Origin of the sequence: Nocardia sp. NPDC006982 (genome assembly GCF_042869435.1) — a bacterium.
In the GTDB taxonomy this organism is placed as follows: Bacteria; Actinomycetota; Actinomycetes; order Mycobacteriales; family Mycobacteriaceae; genus Nocardia.
The window spans coordinates 1,038,840-1,053,925 of the sequence record NZ_JBIAFV010000001.1; the positions used below are offsets into that span (position 1 = coordinate 1,038,840).

Genomic DNA, 15,086 nt, shown 5'->3' on the forward strand with positions numbered 1-15,086 from the left:
CCTTATGGAATCGAGTTGCGGGCTCGAGTGTTGATCCCTGACACCATGGGAAGGTCAAATCATGCTGATCGGTGAGCTGGCCGGCCGTACCCGCACCAGCGAGCGGCTGCTGCGGTACTACGAGCGGGTCGGGCTGCTGTCGGCCGAACGCCGCCACAATGGGTATCGCGAGTACGACGCGGATGCCGAGCAGCGAGTCGGGCAGATTCGCGCATTGCTCGCGGCGGGACTCTCGACCCGGGTGATCGGGCAGTTGCTGCCGTGCGCTGTCGATGACGGTGCGTTGCGGGCCTGTCCTGGCGTGTTGCCCGCGTTGCGGGATCGGCTGGCGGAGTTGGATCGTCGGGCCGCTGAGCTGGATACCGCGCGCGATCTGCTGCGGCGGACGATCGAGGAGACCGAGCAGTCCGGCTGATGCTGTGCACCCTTCTGACTGCGGCCGATAAATCCGCGATTCGACACCGAGGTACTCGGAGAATTTTCTCGCAACTACCGAGGTGATCAGAATACTTTCGGAAATAGCGCCGAAATCACGTCCCCGGAGCAGCGTTTGTCGGAGATGATCACAGCGTGACCGAACAGCGAGTCGATCTCGAGGAGCGGTTCCGTGCCGAGCTATCGGCGTTGGAGCCGCGGCCCAGCCGTCCTGTCGAACAGCCGCTCGAGGAGGTAGGACTCACCGGAGCCCAGTGCCTGGACCTGTTCGAATCACAGGCGACCAGTAGGCATCTCGATCTGGCGGCGCGCCGGTTGGGCAGCGCCAAGCGTGGCTATTACAGCATCGGGTCGTCCGGGCACGAGGGCAATGCGGCGGTTGCGGCGGCTCTGCGCTCCACCGATCCGGCGCTGCTGCACTATCGCTCCGGGGCATTCTTCGTGCACCGGGCCAGGCAGGTGCCCGGTCTCGATCCGATCCGCGATGTGCTGCTCGGCGTGGTCGCGGCTGCCACCGAACCGATATCCGGCGGCCGTCACAAGGTTTTCGGCAGCAAACCAGCCGCGGTGATCCCGCAGACCTCCACCATCGCATCACATCTGCCGCGCGCCGTCGGACTCGCCTTCGCGATCGAGCGTGCGGCTCGGCTCGGCGTCGCCTGCGAATGGCCGTCGGATTCGGTGGTGCTCTGTAGCTTCGGCGATGCGTCGGCCAATCACTCCACTGCCGCCGGTGCCATCAATGCCGCGATTCACACTGCGCGCCAAGGGGTTCCACTACCGCTGCTGTTCGTATGCGAGGACAACGGCATCGGCATCAGCGTCCCGACCCCGCCCGGCTGGATCGAACAGTCCTACGGCATCCGCCTCGGGCTGCAGTATTTCGACGCGGACGGCTGCGATCTTCTCGACGTCGCAACAACCGCGACCCAGGTGGTCGACTGGGTGCGCGAACACCGCAAGCCCGCCTTTCTCCACCTGAGCACCGTACGGCTCATGGGACACGCCGGATCCGATGTCGAATCCGCCTACCGCAGCCCCACCGATATCGCCGCCGACCTGCGCCGCGACCCGGTGGTCGCAACCGGCCGCCTCCTGGTCACTTCCGGTGTCGCCACCCCGGCCGAAGTCATCGCACGCTACGACGAAATCGGTGGCCGAGTCGCCGCCATGGCCGAATTGGTCTGTCGTGAACCGAAATTGACTTCTGCCGCTGCGGTGACGGCACCGCTGGCCCCGCCGCATCCGGACCTGGTGCAGGCCGATGTTTTGCGTCGAGGACACTCAGCTACACAAGGTGATTCGGTGACATTGGCGCAGGCGATCAATCAGACGCTCGCCGCCCTGCTCGCCCGAGACAACGACGTCCTGGTATTCGGCGAGGATGTCGGCCGCAAGGGCGGCGTGTACGGCGTCACCAAGGGGCTGCAGAAGCAGTTCGGGGTGCGCCGCGTCTTCGATACATTGCTCGACGAACAGAGCGTGCTGGGCACCGCTCTGGGCGCCGGGCTCGCCGGATTCGTGCCGATTCCGGAGATCCAGTATCTCGCCTACGTGCACAATGCCGCGGACCAGTTGCGCGGAGAAGCCGCCACACTGTCGTTCTTCTCCCAGGGGCAATACCGAAATCCGATGGTCGTCCGCATAGCCGGTTATGGCTATCAGAAGGGGTTCGGCGGCCACTTCCACAACGATAATTCCATTGCGGCACTGCGCGATATTCCGGGCTTGATCATCGCCTCCCCCGCTCGCGCCGACGATGCCGCCGCCATGCTGCGCACCTGCGTCTCCGCCGCTCGCGTCGACGGCCGCGTGTGTCTCTACCTCGAACCCATCGCCCTCTACCACACCCGCGACCTGCACAAACCCGGCGATAATGCCTGGCTTGCAACACCTTCCGACACCGACCATATCGCCATCGGCCGCGCCCGCAGCTACGGCGACGGCAGCGACCTCACCATCGTCACCTTCGCTAATGGTGTCCCCATGAGCCTGCGTGTGGCCCAACGGCTCTCATCTCGCGGCATCCGAGCCCGCGTTCTCGACCTCCGCTGGCTCTCCCCCCTCCCCCTCGACGACCTACTTCACCACGCCCGCGCCACCGGCCGAGTCCTCATCGCCGACGAAACCCGCCACACGGGCGGCGTCTCCGAATCCCTCTGCGCCGCCCTGATCGACGCCGGTTTCAACGGCCCCGTAATCCGCGTAACCAGCGAAGACTCCTTCATCCCTTTGGGCCCGGCCGCCATTACCGTCCTCCTCGACGAATCCCGAATCGAATCCGCAGCCACGAAACTCCTTACCCGTTAACCGTTGCGGACCGCGCGTCACTCGCCGACCCCTCGTGTCGGCGAGTACCGCGCCCCCGCTGGAACCGTTATCGCCGCAACCGCAGCACCGCTTCCAGGATTTCTCGCATCGACGGCCGAAACCTGTTGTGCGGCTCGTGGATCCAGCGCCGAAATCCGCGCCGCTCATCAGTGGGAGACGGCAGCACAATGTATTTCGACGCGACCCCGATATTCCAGCGCAGCAGCGCAGGGGTCAGACTCTCCGGACACGGTCCGGACGGTCCGGTCAGAAAGGTCCACCGTCGCGACGCCGGATGCTCAATCACCGGCCCCAGCGGCCCCTGCTGCTCCGCGACGACTTCCGTTGCCAGCCTCGAGGGCATCATCACCGCACTGACGGGTCCGGTCTGCACGATGATCCGCGTCTCGGTGTCGGGCATTATCACCGCGGGCAGCCCCAGGTCGCGTTGATAGTGCCGACAGCGCTGCGCGGTTGTCTCTGCGCTACTGGACATTTCGCACCATCCGACGATCGTTCGTGGCTGTCGTCATCCGACGCCCCCTCAAACCGCGACGCAGGGGACGGTCCTCGATGACACCCACTGCCTCGGCGTGCCGTGATATCTTTGGTGTGGTAATGCTAGCGTGATTATCACGCTCCAGGAAGTGAATCGGATGAGTAGCGTCAGACCGATACGCTGGGGAGCCATGGGAACTCGATTACGGACCGCGCGAAAATTGTTGCTGGGACGCGAGATCGACCATATGGTGCGCACCGCGGGTGTCAGCCAGACCGAGGCCGGCAAAATCATCGAGTCGACCCAGAGCCGAATCAACCAGCTGATCAACGGAGTCGGCGCCATCAGCGTCGGCGATCTCGAACTCCTCACGACCACACTGGGTTTCACCGATCCCGGTTACGTCGAGACGCTCAAGGAACTGCGCCGCGACAACCACAAGCGCGGCTTCTGGACCACCGGCCATCGCCGCGCCTACGTCGAGGACCTGCGACTGCTCGTCGATCTCGAGGCGCATGCCAGTCTGTTGCGCACCGCCGAGGCGGAGATCATGCCGGGACTCGTCCAGTGCGAGTCCTACATTCGCGCACTACACGAACCGGTCACCCCGGTCGTGGCCGACCGGGTCACCGTCGAGGAGTCGGTGCAGGCGCGGCTGGCCCGGCAACAGGTCCTGACCGAGGCGGATCCGCCGGAGTTCCGCGCGATCCTGTCCGAATCCTGTCTGCGCCGCGAATACGGCGGGCGCGAGGTGATGCTCGAACAACTCGAACATCTGTCGAGTCTGTCCAGACGGCCGAACATCCTGATCCAGGTACTCCCATTCACCGTCACCACCCGCGGAGCGGGGATGGAGGACCGGTACACCCTGGTTCGTGTGCCGTCACCGGGTGCCGCGGGCGACCTCGAGATGGCGATCGTGGAGAGCCAGGGCGACATCCGCTACATCGATGACAAACCCGCGGTAGCGGCCCGCGAAACCGTATGGTCCCGGCTCAGTGCCGCCGCTCTCGGCGCCGCGGACTCCCGGAAGTTCATGGAGCACGTCGCACGATCGTTGCGCCGCAAGACATTCACCAGTACTTGACGAATCAGGAGCACCCGGATGTCCGCCGACTTCGAGCCTCGTGAAATTGATGCGAGCCGACCATCCGCCGCCCGCATGTACCACTACTACCTGTCCGGTGAAGCCGTCTTCGAGGTCGACAAGATCTTCGGTGAGCGACTCTTCGAAATACTTCCGTTCCTCGATGTGTGGGCGCATCACAACCGTGGATTCCTGCGCCGCGCAACACGATTCATGGTGGAGCAGGGCATCCGGCAATTCCTCGATATCGGTTCCGGACTCCCCACCGTCGGCAATACGCACGAGGTCGCGCGAGAATGCGCGCCGGATTCGCGCGTGGTCTATGTCGACAACGATCTGGAAGCGGTCAATCGCGCCCACGACCTCCTGTTGCACGGCGATGCCCTCGACAACACCGCCGTCATCGAGGCCGACCTGCGTTATCCCGACCTGATTCTGGACCATCCGGATACCCGGCGCCTGATCGACTTCGGGCAGCCGCTGGGCCTCTTGATCGTCAGCGTCTGGCCGTTCGTGCCCGACGCCGACCAGCCGCACGAGTTGATGGCTCGATTACGCGACCGGCTCCCCTCGGGCAGCTATGCCGCGATGACCCACGTGTCCCTGGACGACGCCGGTCCGGAGATCAGGCAGCAGATGGCCGCGGCCGCCGCACTGTATGACGAGACCTCCGACCCGGTGTCCTTGCGCACCCGCGCCCAGTTCACCGCCCTCTATGACGGCCTGGACCTGGTCGAACCCGGCATCGCCTACGCACCGGACTGGCGCCCGGACCAACCGGTCGACCGGGCAGATACGGCGCGGCCGTGTAATTTCGCCGCCGTTGGCTATAAGCCTTGAAGGACGAGCAACGGGTCTGCCAACCCGCGCGACTCCTGCTCTACCCGTTGAAAGGACATGCAATGACGCAGCCCACCTTCACCGTCGCCGAATTCCGCAAGGCGACCTTCAGCTCGCCCAACCAGAATTGCGTGCGCATCGCACGCAAGAACGGGTGGACTGCGGTCTGGGACGACAAGCTCGCCGACGAACGCTACACGCCCGGAATGTCGTTGCGCGACCAGGAAATTCTCGTCTTCACCGATGAGCAGTTCGACGTTTTCCAGGCCGGGATGCGGGCGGGTCGCGTCGAGGATCGGTATCTGGCGATATCGCGCCGCGACGGCGGATACGTTTTCCGCGCCGCCATTCCCCAGCCGATCGATGGCGTGGAACTACTCTTCGATCAGGATGAGTTCGATGCCTTCCGACAGGGTGTGTTGAACAACGAATTCGATTGCGCGCGATTCATCGCGGCCTGAGATCTATCCCGGTGGCGCCGACCGATCCGACACGCAGGAGCCGACTTGCGGTGAATCCGATTCGGCGGCGCCGCCGGGGAAATACAGTGGACACACGGTGACCAGCGGCGAAAGGGCACGGCTATGACCACGATGTCCATGCTCGGCGAGGTACGACCCGAACACGATCGGGCGATCGAGGAAGGCGGGGTGCTACTGCACTTTCTGCGGTCGTTCCGCATGCCCGTACTCGACGTATGGTCCGCTTGCGCCGAACGCAGGCAACTGGATCGCTGGTTCGGCAAGGTCACAGGTGGCAATGGCAACCTGACCATCGAACCGTTCGACGGTCCGGTCCCCGGCCCCATCGCAATCCGTGTCGAAGACTGCCGCGCACCACATGATCTGGTGATCCATATCGATGGCGGCATCCTCGAAATGCATATGACCCAGGTGGGGGTCGTCACCAATCTCGAACTCATCCGCCGCCACATCTGCCCCGCCGACGCCTGCTCGGTCGGCCCGCGCTGGCAGTACCTGCTGGATCGGCTCACCGCCTACCTGGACCGACGTCCACTCCCGAGCTGGGCCGACTACCCCGAGTTGACCAACGAATACCGCTGACCCGGCTATTGCGTGAGGGCCGGATTCGGGACCAGGTCGCGCAGGTGGCTCGCGATCAGAGCGTTGACCTCGTCGGTGCGTTCCAACTGCACGAGGTGACCCGCGTCCGCGATCTTGGTGACGGCGCGCAAATCGGGAACGTTCGCTCGCAGAGTTGCGAGCGGGTCGCGCCCGCTGAAGCCCTCCATATCCGGGTCTCGGTCGCCGTAGAGGAAATACGTCGGAACGGAGATCTCGGCGTCGGCGAATTCGGCGGTGAGTTCCCAGTTCCGATCGAGCACCCGGTACCAGTTGAGACCGCCGGTGAAGCCAGTGTGCTCGAAATCCTGTGCCAGGGTGTCGAATTCGGCGATGGAGAGCCAGCGCCACGGCAGCAGCGGGGCTTCGGGGAGAACGTCGAGGTAGCCGGTGCCCTCGGCCGGGAAGCGCCAGGTGTCGAGATAGTGGTAGTCGGCGCTGAGCGAGTAGTAGACGCGAGCCAGGAATTCCCTTGTGCGACCGCCCAGTTCGGCATCGGCCACGCCAGGCTTCTGAAAATAGTCCAGATGCAGGAAGTGGCGCTGCGCGGCCTTGGCCCAGAGCTGTGATGGCGCGCGCGGCGGCCGCGGGGCGAACGGATTATTGAGCACGATGACACCGCTGACCCGCTCCGGCGCGCGCAACGCCAGCTCCCACACCAGCGCGGCCCCGAAGTCCAGACCGACGAAGACCGCCTGCTCGGCACCCATCTCGTCCAGCAGGCCGAGCAGATCGCCGATGACAGCGCGGTTGGTGTAGTCCTCGATATCGGTAGGCACATCCGTGCGCCCGTATCCGCGCAAATCCGGCGCAACGGCTCGGTAACCCGCGGCGGCGACGGCCGCGAGCTGGCGATGCCACATGAACCAGGTATGCGGAAAGCCGTGGCAGAAGATCACCGGATGCCCCTCGCCCTGCTCGGCGACATGCATGCGAATGCCGTTGCTCGTAACGAACCGATGGATCAATTCCACTACGGCCTCCAATTGCTAGAACGTGTTCTTGTTTCACGGTAATGTCCCGGGATCGTGAACGGAATACCTCAGGTTCTAGGCGGCCGGGTCGCAGTGGTGACCGGCGCGAGCCGCGGCATCGGCAAGGGCATCGCGCTGGAGTTGGGCGCTGCGGGCGCCACCGTCTTCGTCACCGGGCGCTCGGCCGTACCAGGACGGCTGCCGGGGACCGTGCACGCGACCGCGGCCGAGATCGACCTGCACGGCGGCGTCGGGGTTCCGGTCGTCTGCGATCACCGCGACGACGATGCGGTCGAGCGACTGTTCGAGCGGATCCGCAACGAGCACGGACGACTCGATGTGCTGGTGAACAACGTCTACAACGCCCCCGCCGCCGCGCGTTGGCTGGGCAAACCGTTCTGGGAGGTGCCGCCGCAGGCGTGGGATGAGACATTCGACGTCGGCCTCCGATCACATTACGTCGCAAGCGTTTTCGCGGCTCCCCTGCTGATCGAATCGGCGGGCCTGATCGCCAATATCTCCTCCCCCGGCGCCGAACGCTATATGCACAACGCGGTATACGGCGTCGCCAAGGCCGCGCTGGACCGGCTCACCTCGGATATGGCCGACGATCTCGCCGAGTCGGGCGTCACGGTGGTCTCGCTGTGGCCCGGAATCGTCGACACCGAACTGCTGCAAATGGTTCCACGCGATAAGGACGGCCGCCGCGTCGTCACGCTGCCCGGTGAGGGCACCTACGACCTCGACAACGCCGAATCCCCCCGCTTTCCGGGCCGCGCCGTCGTCGCACTGGCCGCCGATCCGGACCGCAGCCAACGCTCCGGATCGGCTTGGCGCATAGCGGATCTCGCCGAAGAGTACGGTTTCACCGACGTCGACGGCCGCATCCCGCGCAACGATTGAGACTCAGACCAGGCTCAGGAAGCGCTGCACCGATCGCAACGGCGTCGGCTTGACCCGCCAGGTCAGATAGATATGCGAGCGCGGCGCGTCCACGATGTCGACATAGACCACACCTGGATGCGGCGCACGAGTGCGCGCCAGCACCGGCACGATACCGATACCGCGTTCCGCCGCGACGAGTTCGATCCATTCGTCGAAATTCGTGCAGGTGATGACGGTGCGGTTCGGATCGGGAGCATCCCATGATTCGGCATTGGTGGTGCCGGAAACGGTATTGGCCACCAGCGGAAAGTGTGCGAGATCGGCCCAGCGCAACTCGACCGCGGTTGCCAGCGGCGAATGCACCGAAACCGCCAGCACCCGCTGCTCCGAGCCTATTTCGCGGGATTCGAGATGGTGCGGCAACCAGATATCGTTGCGGTGGATGGCGATATCGATCGAGCGGTCGTCGAGTGCCGCCATCGGATCCTCCACACGGCGTAGCGAAATCCGGCCGCCCAGCGCCTCGTAGCGGGTGCGGATCGCGGCGAACCATGCATCGGGCACCAGCCACGAGAATCCGACCTCGATCGTGGCGCGCATGCGCAGATCGGCCTGGACGGTCTCGATATCGCCGATGATGCGTCTGCCGTGTTCGAGCAGCTCGGCTCCCTCGTCGGTCAGCTCGAAGCGCCGGGACGTGCGCTCGACCAACCGGCATTCGACCAGGCGCTCCAACTGCTGGATGGTTCGGGTCAGCGCGGGCTGGCTGAGGTGGAGCCGGGCGGCGGCGCGGGTGTAGTTCGCTTCGTCGCAGAGCGCGACGTACGCCCGCAGGTGCCGCAGCTCGATATCCATGCGTCGAGGGTATACATCGTGCACAGAAAGCATTTCACAGGCTTGTCAGCGGACCATACCGTCGGATCTTGTGACCGCATCAGCTCTCGACACCCCGCGCCGCACCATGGCACCGGCAATCGCCGCAGGTGCGGGCCTCGCAGGCGCCGTCGGTGTCGGGCGCTTCGCCTACACACCGTTGCTGCCCGCGATGGTGGACGCGCACCGCATCGACGCCCAAGGTGGCGCGCTCATCGCCGCCGCCAACTATGCGGGCTATCTGGTGGGCGCGGTGCTGCTCGCGCGTCGTCCGGAGGTGAACGGCCGCACTATCTTTCGCATTTCGACCGTGGTCCTGGTGGTCAGCGAAGCATTGGTCGTATTGCCCGGCCCGACCGTGATCCCCGCGCTACTGCGATTGGTCGCCGGGTTGGCCAGCGCGGTGATCTTCGTCGGCTGCGCGGGCGCGATCGCTCGACTCGGCGGCCGCGCGCATGCTGCGGGCATCGCCTTCGGCGGGGTCGGTTTCGGTATCGCACTCACCGGATTGCTCGCGCTGGCCGCGCAGCCGGTCTTGTCCTGGCAGGGCCTGTGGCTCGGTGCCGCTGGACTGACCGCCTTACTACTGCTGCCCGCCCTCCGAGTCGATATTCACGACGGGCGGAGCGCCGAGGTGGCCCACGCGAAACGGAAAAGCACGGCTTGGCGCGCACTGCTGGTTTCTTACTCGCTCGAAGGCGTCGGCTATATCGTGATCGGCACCTTCTTGGTCGCCGCCGTCGGTGTGCACAACGCGACCGTGGGCTCGGCGATGTGGGTGATCGTCGGCGCGGCTGCCGCACCGGCGGTGCTCTGGAGCATTGCCGCACATCGCTGGACGCCGACGACCGCCCTGGTCCTCGCGCTGCTCGCGCAGTGCGCCTCGTCGGCCCTGCTCGCCTGGTCGACGACAATGTGGTCGGCGATTATCGCGGCGGCACTGTTCGGCGCGACGTTCATGGGCATCTGCATGCTCGCGATCCAGATCGGCATCGAACTGACCGATCACCGAGCCGCGGCCACACTTACCGCGGTTTATGGCGCGGGGCAGATGCTGGGTCCCCTGGTTGTCGCACCGGTAATCGGCGACGGCTATGCGATGGCCTTTGTAATCGCGACCCTCGTGCTGGCGGCGGCGACAGCGGCAGCCGTCATCGTCGCCAGGCAACTCAGGCGAACTTGATCTCCAGGCCGATGCCGAGGATGGCAATGAGCCAGATCAAGCCGGTGAAGATGGTGATGCGGTCGAGGTTCTTCTCGACGACGGTCGAACCCGACAGGCTGGACTGCACGCCGCCGCCAAACAAGCTGGACAGACCTCCACCCTTGGCGCGGTGCAGCAGCACCAGCAGCACCAGCAGCACGCTGGTGACGATCAGGAGGATATCCAGGAACATCCGCATGCCGCACAGTCTATGGGTGCGGGTCGGTACCCGCATAATCACCCCGGCTCGACGCGACCTACGGTGTGTCTACCGCAACCAGGTGCGTGGCGGCGTCCTGGCCGATCATGAACTCCGCGACGGCGCGTTCGCGCAGTTGGTCCTGAGCGGTCAGCCGCACCTGATGCTGGTGCATATGCTCCGACCAGGAGCGCACCACGAAGGCCTCGACGTAGCGATCGATAATCCCGACGTCGCGATACAGCCGCCATTCCATCGCGCCGGTGCGCTGCATGGACCTTCCGACGAACACCATCGCGGCCAGGAATTCGTCGAGCTTCTCCGGCGGGACATCGTAGGTGCGCAACACCAGCACCGGCCCGTCCTCGGGATCCGGTTCGACCACGAGCTGCGGTTCCGGCCAGAAGACGCTCGGGCTCAGATCCACCTCCTCCGCGTTGTGGCGGATCGGCAGCCAGACCGAACTCAGCGCGGAACCTGCCAACAGCACCGCCGCCGCCAGCAGTGCGGCCACCGGACCCACCGCGCCGGCGACCAGACCCCACACCAGCGAACCGAGTGCCTGGCCGCCCATGAACACCAGCATGTACACCGACAACCCGCGCGCCCGCACCCATGCGGGCAGCAGCAATTGCATGGTCGAGTTCATCGTCGACATCGCGAGCAGCCAGGCGAATCCGGCCCCGACCAGCAGCACCAGCACCACCGGCACGCTGTGCAGCACCGCCGCACCCGCCGAGGCGATGCCGAACAGTATCGCGGCCGCGGTCAAGCGCTGCGTGGGTGTCAACAGGGCACGGACCCGACCCAACCCGACCGCACCCGTCACCGCGCCGAGCCCGAGCGCGCCGAGCAGCAGACCGTAGCCCGATGAGGACAAGCCGAGTTCGTCGCGGGCGATGACCGGAAGCAGCGCCCACACCGCGCTCGCCGGCGCGATGAACAGAATCGAGCGCAACAGCACCCGCCGGATCGCGGGCGCGGCGCGAATGAACCGGGTGCCCGCCTGCAGCGCCGCCAGCGGACGTTCACTGGGCAGCTTCTGTTCCTTCGCCGGTCTTCGCCAGCTGAGCAACACCGTCACGATGCCGACGAACGACACCGCGTTCAGCGCGAACACCAGCGTCGGCCCGGACACCGAGACCAGTACGCCCGCGATGGCGGGTCCGACCGCGCGCCCGATATTGATATTCATGCTGCCCAGCGCCGCGGCGGACGGGATCTGTTCGCGCGCAACCAGTTCCGGCTGAATCGCCTGCCAAGACGGCGCCGTCAACGCCTGCCCGCACCCGAGCAGGAACAGCAACGTCAACAGCACGCCCGGAGTGGTGTGCCCGGTCGCCGTCGACACCGCGAGCACCGCCGCCAACACCGCCATCGCCGACTGCGCCCCGACCAGCAACCTGCGCCGATCCAACAGATCCGCCAACACCCCCGACGGAATCGACAACAGCATCACCGGCAATGTCGTCGCCGTCTGCACGAAGGCCACCAACGTCGCGGCATTGGGCGCATCGACCAGAATCCACTGCGCCCCAACGGTTTGCATCCAGGTACCCAGATTCGAGACCAGCTGCGCGATCCAGAGTGCCCGATAGATTCGCGACCGTAACGGCGCCCAAGTGGATAAAGGTGTCGTCGCATCGGCAGTGGTCACTGGCCCGAGCATAGCTACGGGTCGAATTACGTGCCGTTCGCCATTGGTGTGGATCTGGCGACTACGACCTCGGCACGGCTCGGGTCGGTGCGGTGGTAGGCCGGAGCGGTTGGTGGTCGACGAGCGGGATCGGCCCTCGCAGATCGACCATGGTCGCCAGCGGGATCGGATGCTCACGCTCGATGATCGGCCCGACTTCCGGTACGCCGATCGAAACCGTCACAGTGCAGTCACCGGGGCCCAACGCCGCCAGCATGCCATCGCGAACGGTTGCCACGAGTGGCCGAACCAGCACCGCGACACAGAGTTCGAGCTCGAATTCGCCCACCTGGCTGCCGTCGACAGTTACCTCGAGGCGCGGACGATAGCTCCGGGTGACCTCGTGTTCGAACATTTCGACCTGCTCGACTCCGCCCGCGCGGGTTCGCATCGCCGCACTGTGCAGCCGTTGGTAGCGACGCCAACCCGCGACCGCGACCTCGCCGAGATCAACTTCGAGCAACTCGTCCACCACCTTGGCCACCTCACGCAGCGCCGCCGACCGAAGGACCTCGGTAATGACCGGTGTTCTGCGCAAAGCCAGCTGCTCGACGCCGCTCGCGCCCAGGCGCTCGGCCAGCTCTTCCTCGACGACCTCACGCGCTACCTGCCCGAACAAGACCGCCCGAGCCGTAATCGATATCGGCCTCGTCATCGCGCAACCTCCCTGATGTGCAGTTGCGGCTCACCGGCACTCAGCCGAACCCGAACAGCCGGAACAGTGGGGCGCATGAATTCCCGAATATGAATCGACGGCCGCAAGTCCCCGGCCACCTGCACGCGTACCAACGGCGGGCGCGGATCACGGCGGTACGCGCGCGACCGATCGGCTGCCTTATGCCACTGGCGCAGTACGAGCGTCGCCACACCGACGGCGAGGAGGAGCACGCCGATTCCCAACACTGCGCCGAGGTGGTTGCCCCGCTGCGGCGCCCGCCCTGCGGTCGACGTGTCGGATGTTTGCGCGGCAGCTGCTTGGCTGGTGGTCGTCGTGATCGGCTTGGTGGTCGTCGTGATCGGCTTGGTGGTCGAGGTTGTGGTCGTGCCAGAGCGAGGGGCGATCGTGATCTGCCGGACCGCAGATGCCTCGCCACACGCCGCGCTGATCGTCTGCGAGCCGGTTGCTGCCTGGTTGGACACGGCAATGGAAGTGGCGAACGTCCCCTGGGAGACCGACGCGTTCTGCGGCGAACCGGACCAGCTCGGGGTAAGCCGGACCACGGTACACGGCCAGTAACTGCCGTTCACTACGATCTGTGTGCCGCGTTCCGCACGGGTGGGCACAACGTCGAAAGTGGGATCGGGACGCGGACAGGTCTCCCCCACCGCCGTGCGAGCCGTAGCGCACGGCCCCGCCTGTCCTGCGGTTGTCGAAGACGTGGTCGGCGTAGATGTGGTCGGCGTAGGTGTGGTTGTCGTAGGCGCCGACACCGCCATCGGTACCGCCACCGCGCCGAGCGCACCCGCCGCGGCCGCCGCGACAACGAACGCTCGCACCTCGCTTCTCATAGCTACCTCTCCGAAACGCGGATCACCGAGCATCGATCCGTGCTCCGAATCAAGTCTGTGCCCCGCCCCGACACACCGACATGAGTAATCCACTACCTGTTTCGACGGTCGCGCCCACCGCAGCGGCCAGCTGAATTGCGCGGTTTCCAGCGGAAACGCCCGTACCATCGGCTACATGTCGGCTACAACGGTGCGCGTCGGGATTCTTCTGGCTATGGCGGCCGGTTTGGTGGCCGGATGTTCGGGGGACGATGAGAAGCAGAACCAACCGGCGGGGTCGCCGATGGGGCGCACATTTGTCTCGACCGGGGTCGAGGGGCTGCAGATTCCGGGCGGCGGACCGATGACGCTCGCCTTTACCGATGGCAGGGTCTCGGCGAACTCCGGCTGCAATACCGCCGATGGCACGGTGGATCTGACCGATGGGACCCTGCATGTCAGCACGCTCTCGAGCACCCTGATGGCCTGTCCGGATGAACGGAGCCAGGCCGATAGCTGGCAGGACAAGGTGTTGACGTCGCTGCCGAAGTGGCGGGTCGACGATTCGACACTGACGCTGACCGGGAAGGAAACAACGGTCACGTTGCTGGACAAGAAGATCGCCCAACCCGATAGGCCGCTCATCGGCACGACATGGATCGTCTCCGCCCTGATGACGCCCGATGCGCAGATCCGTTCTCAGACGCTGGACGATGTGAAGCCGACGCTCACCATCGCGGCGGACGGTGGGGTCGCCGGAAGCGCCGGATGCAATCGCATGACCGGTCACGCCACCGCATCGCCCACCGCCAACGGTCCGGACGTCACGTTCCAGATCGGCACCACGAAGATGGCGTGCGCGGCGGAGATCATGGAGGTCGAGCAGGCGGTGCTGAAGGCCCTCGACGGCAAGACAACAGCGACCATCGACGCGGACACGCTGATCCTGCGCAATACCAACGGCTTCGGCCTGACCCTGCGCGCGGCATAGTCGTGGACCAAAACGCCTCCCGCACACCGAATCTCCGCCACCCGGACCGCAAACGCACCTGGCATACCGAGATAGGCCCGTGGCCGGATCTTCCGTCCGCCCACATCGAGAAGCTGCCCGCGCCGCCGTCCCCGGTAACCCTCGTCCGCTACGCCGAGCTCTACACCGCCGCGGGCCGCATCCGCCGCACCGAACACGGCGGCCTGGATATGGATACCGTCGCCGCGCTACTCGCCGCGCGCGACGAATTCCTGCACACCACCTTCACTTTGGGCTTTATCGACCCCGACGGCGCACTCCTGGCCGAATGCTCGGTCGGCATCTCCGATACCACAGCCAAGCTGTACATCGTGCACGCAACCAAGCAGCCCGCCGAACTCGCCCACCTCCTGCGCGGCACCCTGTACCGACTACACGTGCACTATCCGCACGTGCGGACCGCAGAGATCTCGATGGACCCGCACGACGAGCCACTCGAACTGGCACTGACCGCCAGCGGTTTCATCGCGAATCACCTCTGATC

Annotated in this window: 17 protein-coding genes; 10 read left to right on the forward strand and 7 right to left on the reverse strand. The window is 65.6% G+C overall.

What is annotated here, in order from left to right; all coding sequences use genetic code 11:
• Positions 1-61: 61 nt before the first annotated feature.
• Both ACFYOW_RS04555 and ACFYOW_RS04560 read left to right on the forward strand, forming a co-directional pair.
• Positions 62-415, forward strand: coding sequence for a MerR family transcriptional regulator (locus ACFYOW_RS04555; protein WP_387284480.1), 354 nt, complete (start codon positions 62-64; stop codon positions 413-415).
• Between the two features lie 155 nt (positions 416-570).
• Positions 571-2,745, forward strand: a complete 2,175-nt coding sequence (locus ACFYOW_RS04560; RefSeq protein WP_387284482.1) for a thiamine pyrophosphate-dependent enzyme — start codon at positions 571-573, stop codon at positions 2,743-2,745.
• A gap of 67 nt (positions 2,746-2,812) precedes the next feature.
• Here ACFYOW_RS04560 and ACFYOW_RS04565 read toward each other — a convergent pair whose 3' ends face one another.
• Positions 2,813-3,241: a hypothetical protein gene (locus ACFYOW_RS04565; protein ID WP_387284484.1), complete on the reverse strand. Its 429-nt coding sequence runs from the start codon at positions 3,239-3,241 to the stop codon at positions 2,813-2,815.
• A 193-nt stretch (positions 3,242-3,434) separates the two neighbouring features.
• On the opposite strand from ACFYOW_RS04565, the gene ACFYOW_RS04570 reads away from it, so the two are divergent.
• The 4 genes from ACFYOW_RS04570 to ACFYOW_RS04585 all read left to right on the forward strand — a co-directional run bounded on the left by ACFYOW_RS04570 (position 3,435) and on the right by ACFYOW_RS04585 (position 6,235).
• Complete coding sequence (locus ACFYOW_RS04570; RefSeq protein WP_387284486.1) at positions 3,435-4,331, forward strand: Scr1 family TA system antitoxin-like transcriptional regulator; 897 nt, start codon at positions 3,435-3,437, stop codon at positions 4,329-4,331.
• 18 nt (positions 4,332-4,349) lie between these two features.
• A complete protein-coding gene (locus ACFYOW_RS04575; protein WP_387284488.1) occupies positions 4,350-5,171 on the forward strand; it encodes an SAM-dependent methyltransferase in 822 nt (273 codons plus the stop codon).
• A 62-nt stretch (positions 5,172-5,233) separates the two neighbouring features.
• The gene (locus ACFYOW_RS04580) at positions 5,234-5,632 is read left to right on the forward strand and encodes a DUF397 domain-containing protein (RefSeq protein ID WP_387284490.1); all 399 of its coding nucleotides are present in this window, start codon (positions 5,234-5,236) and stop codon (positions 5,630-5,632) included.
• 123 nt (positions 5,633-5,755) lie between these two features.
• Positions 5,756-6,235: a hypothetical protein gene (locus ACFYOW_RS04585; protein ID WP_387284492.1), complete on the forward strand. Its 480-nt coding sequence runs from the start codon at positions 5,756-5,758 to the stop codon at positions 6,233-6,235.
• Positions 6,236-6,240: 5 nt separating this feature from the next.
• On the opposite strand, the gene ACFYOW_RS04590 is transcribed toward ACFYOW_RS04585, so the two are convergent.
• Positions 6,241-7,227 (reverse strand): alpha/beta fold hydrolase, encoded by a 987-nt coding sequence (locus ACFYOW_RS04590; protein WP_387284493.1) that lies wholly within the window; start codon positions 7,225-7,227, stop codon positions 6,241-6,243.
• Between the two features lie 54 nt (positions 7,228-7,281).
• Here ACFYOW_RS04590 and ACFYOW_RS04595 point away from each other — a divergent pair, with 54 nt between their 5' ends.
• Positions 7,282-8,130, forward strand: coding sequence for an SDR family NAD(P)-dependent oxidoreductase (locus tag ACFYOW_RS04595; RefSeq protein ID WP_387284495.1), 849 nt, complete (start codon positions 7,282-7,284; stop codon positions 8,128-8,130).
• Positions 8,131-8,133: 3 nt separating this feature from the next.
• Here ACFYOW_RS04595 and ACFYOW_RS04600 read toward each other — a convergent pair whose 3' ends face one another.
• Entirely contained in the window at positions 8,134-8,967 is an 834-nt protein-coding gene (locus ACFYOW_RS04600; RefSeq protein WP_387284496.1) for a LysR family transcriptional regulator, read from the reverse strand.
• Positions 8,968-9,037: 70 nt separating this feature from the next.
• Between ACFYOW_RS04600 and ACFYOW_RS04605 the strand changes: the two genes are divergently transcribed.
• Positions 9,038-10,168, forward strand: coding sequence for a YbfB/YjiJ family MFS transporter (locus ACFYOW_RS04605; protein ID WP_387284498.1), 1,131 nt, complete (start codon positions 9,038-9,040; stop codon positions 10,166-10,168).
• Here the strand turns inward: ACFYOW_RS04605 and secG are convergent.
• The 4 genes from secG to ACFYOW_RS04625 are packed head-to-tail and all read right to left on the reverse strand — an operon-like array spanning position 10,155 to position 13,593.
• Positions 10,155-10,388, reverse strand: coding sequence for a preprotein translocase subunit SecG (gene secG / locus ACFYOW_RS04610; protein ID WP_063043223.1), 234 nt, complete (start codon positions 10,386-10,388; stop codon positions 10,155-10,157). The genes ACFYOW_RS04605 and secG overlap by 14 nt on opposite strands.
• A 58-nt stretch (positions 10,389-10,446) precedes the next feature.
• Positions 10,447-12,057: an MFS transporter gene (locus tag ACFYOW_RS04615; RefSeq protein ID WP_387284500.1), complete on the reverse strand. Its 1,611-nt coding sequence runs from the start codon at positions 12,055-12,057 to the stop codon at positions 10,447-10,449.
• A gap of 49 nt (positions 12,058-12,106) precedes the next feature.
• A complete protein-coding gene (locus ACFYOW_RS04620; RefSeq protein ID WP_387284502.1) occupies positions 12,107-12,739 on the reverse strand; it encodes a hypothetical protein in 633 nt (210 codons plus the stop codon).
• Positions 12,736-13,593 carry a hypothetical protein gene (locus ACFYOW_RS04625; protein WP_387284503.1) on the reverse strand — a complete coding sequence of 286 codons (858 nt, stop codon included), beginning with the start codon at positions 13,591-13,593 and terminating at the stop codon, positions 12,736-12,738. Before ACFYOW_RS04625 ends, ACFYOW_RS04620 begins: the two co-directional genes overlap by 4 nt.
• Before the next feature lie 175 nt (positions 13,594-13,768).
• On the opposite strand from ACFYOW_RS04625, the gene ACFYOW_RS04630 reads away from it, so the two are divergent.
• Positions 13,769-14,563 carry an META domain-containing protein gene (locus ACFYOW_RS04630; RefSeq protein WP_387284505.1) on the forward strand — a complete coding sequence of 265 codons (795 nt, stop codon included), beginning with the start codon at positions 13,769-13,771 and terminating at the stop codon, positions 14,561-14,563.
• Positions 14,564-14,565: 2 nt separating this feature from the next.
• Positions 14,566-15,084: a hypothetical protein gene (locus tag ACFYOW_RS04635; protein WP_387284507.1), complete on the forward strand. Its 519-nt coding sequence runs from the start codon at positions 14,566-14,568 to the stop codon at positions 15,082-15,084.
• Positions 15,085-15,086 lie beyond the last annotated feature (2 nt).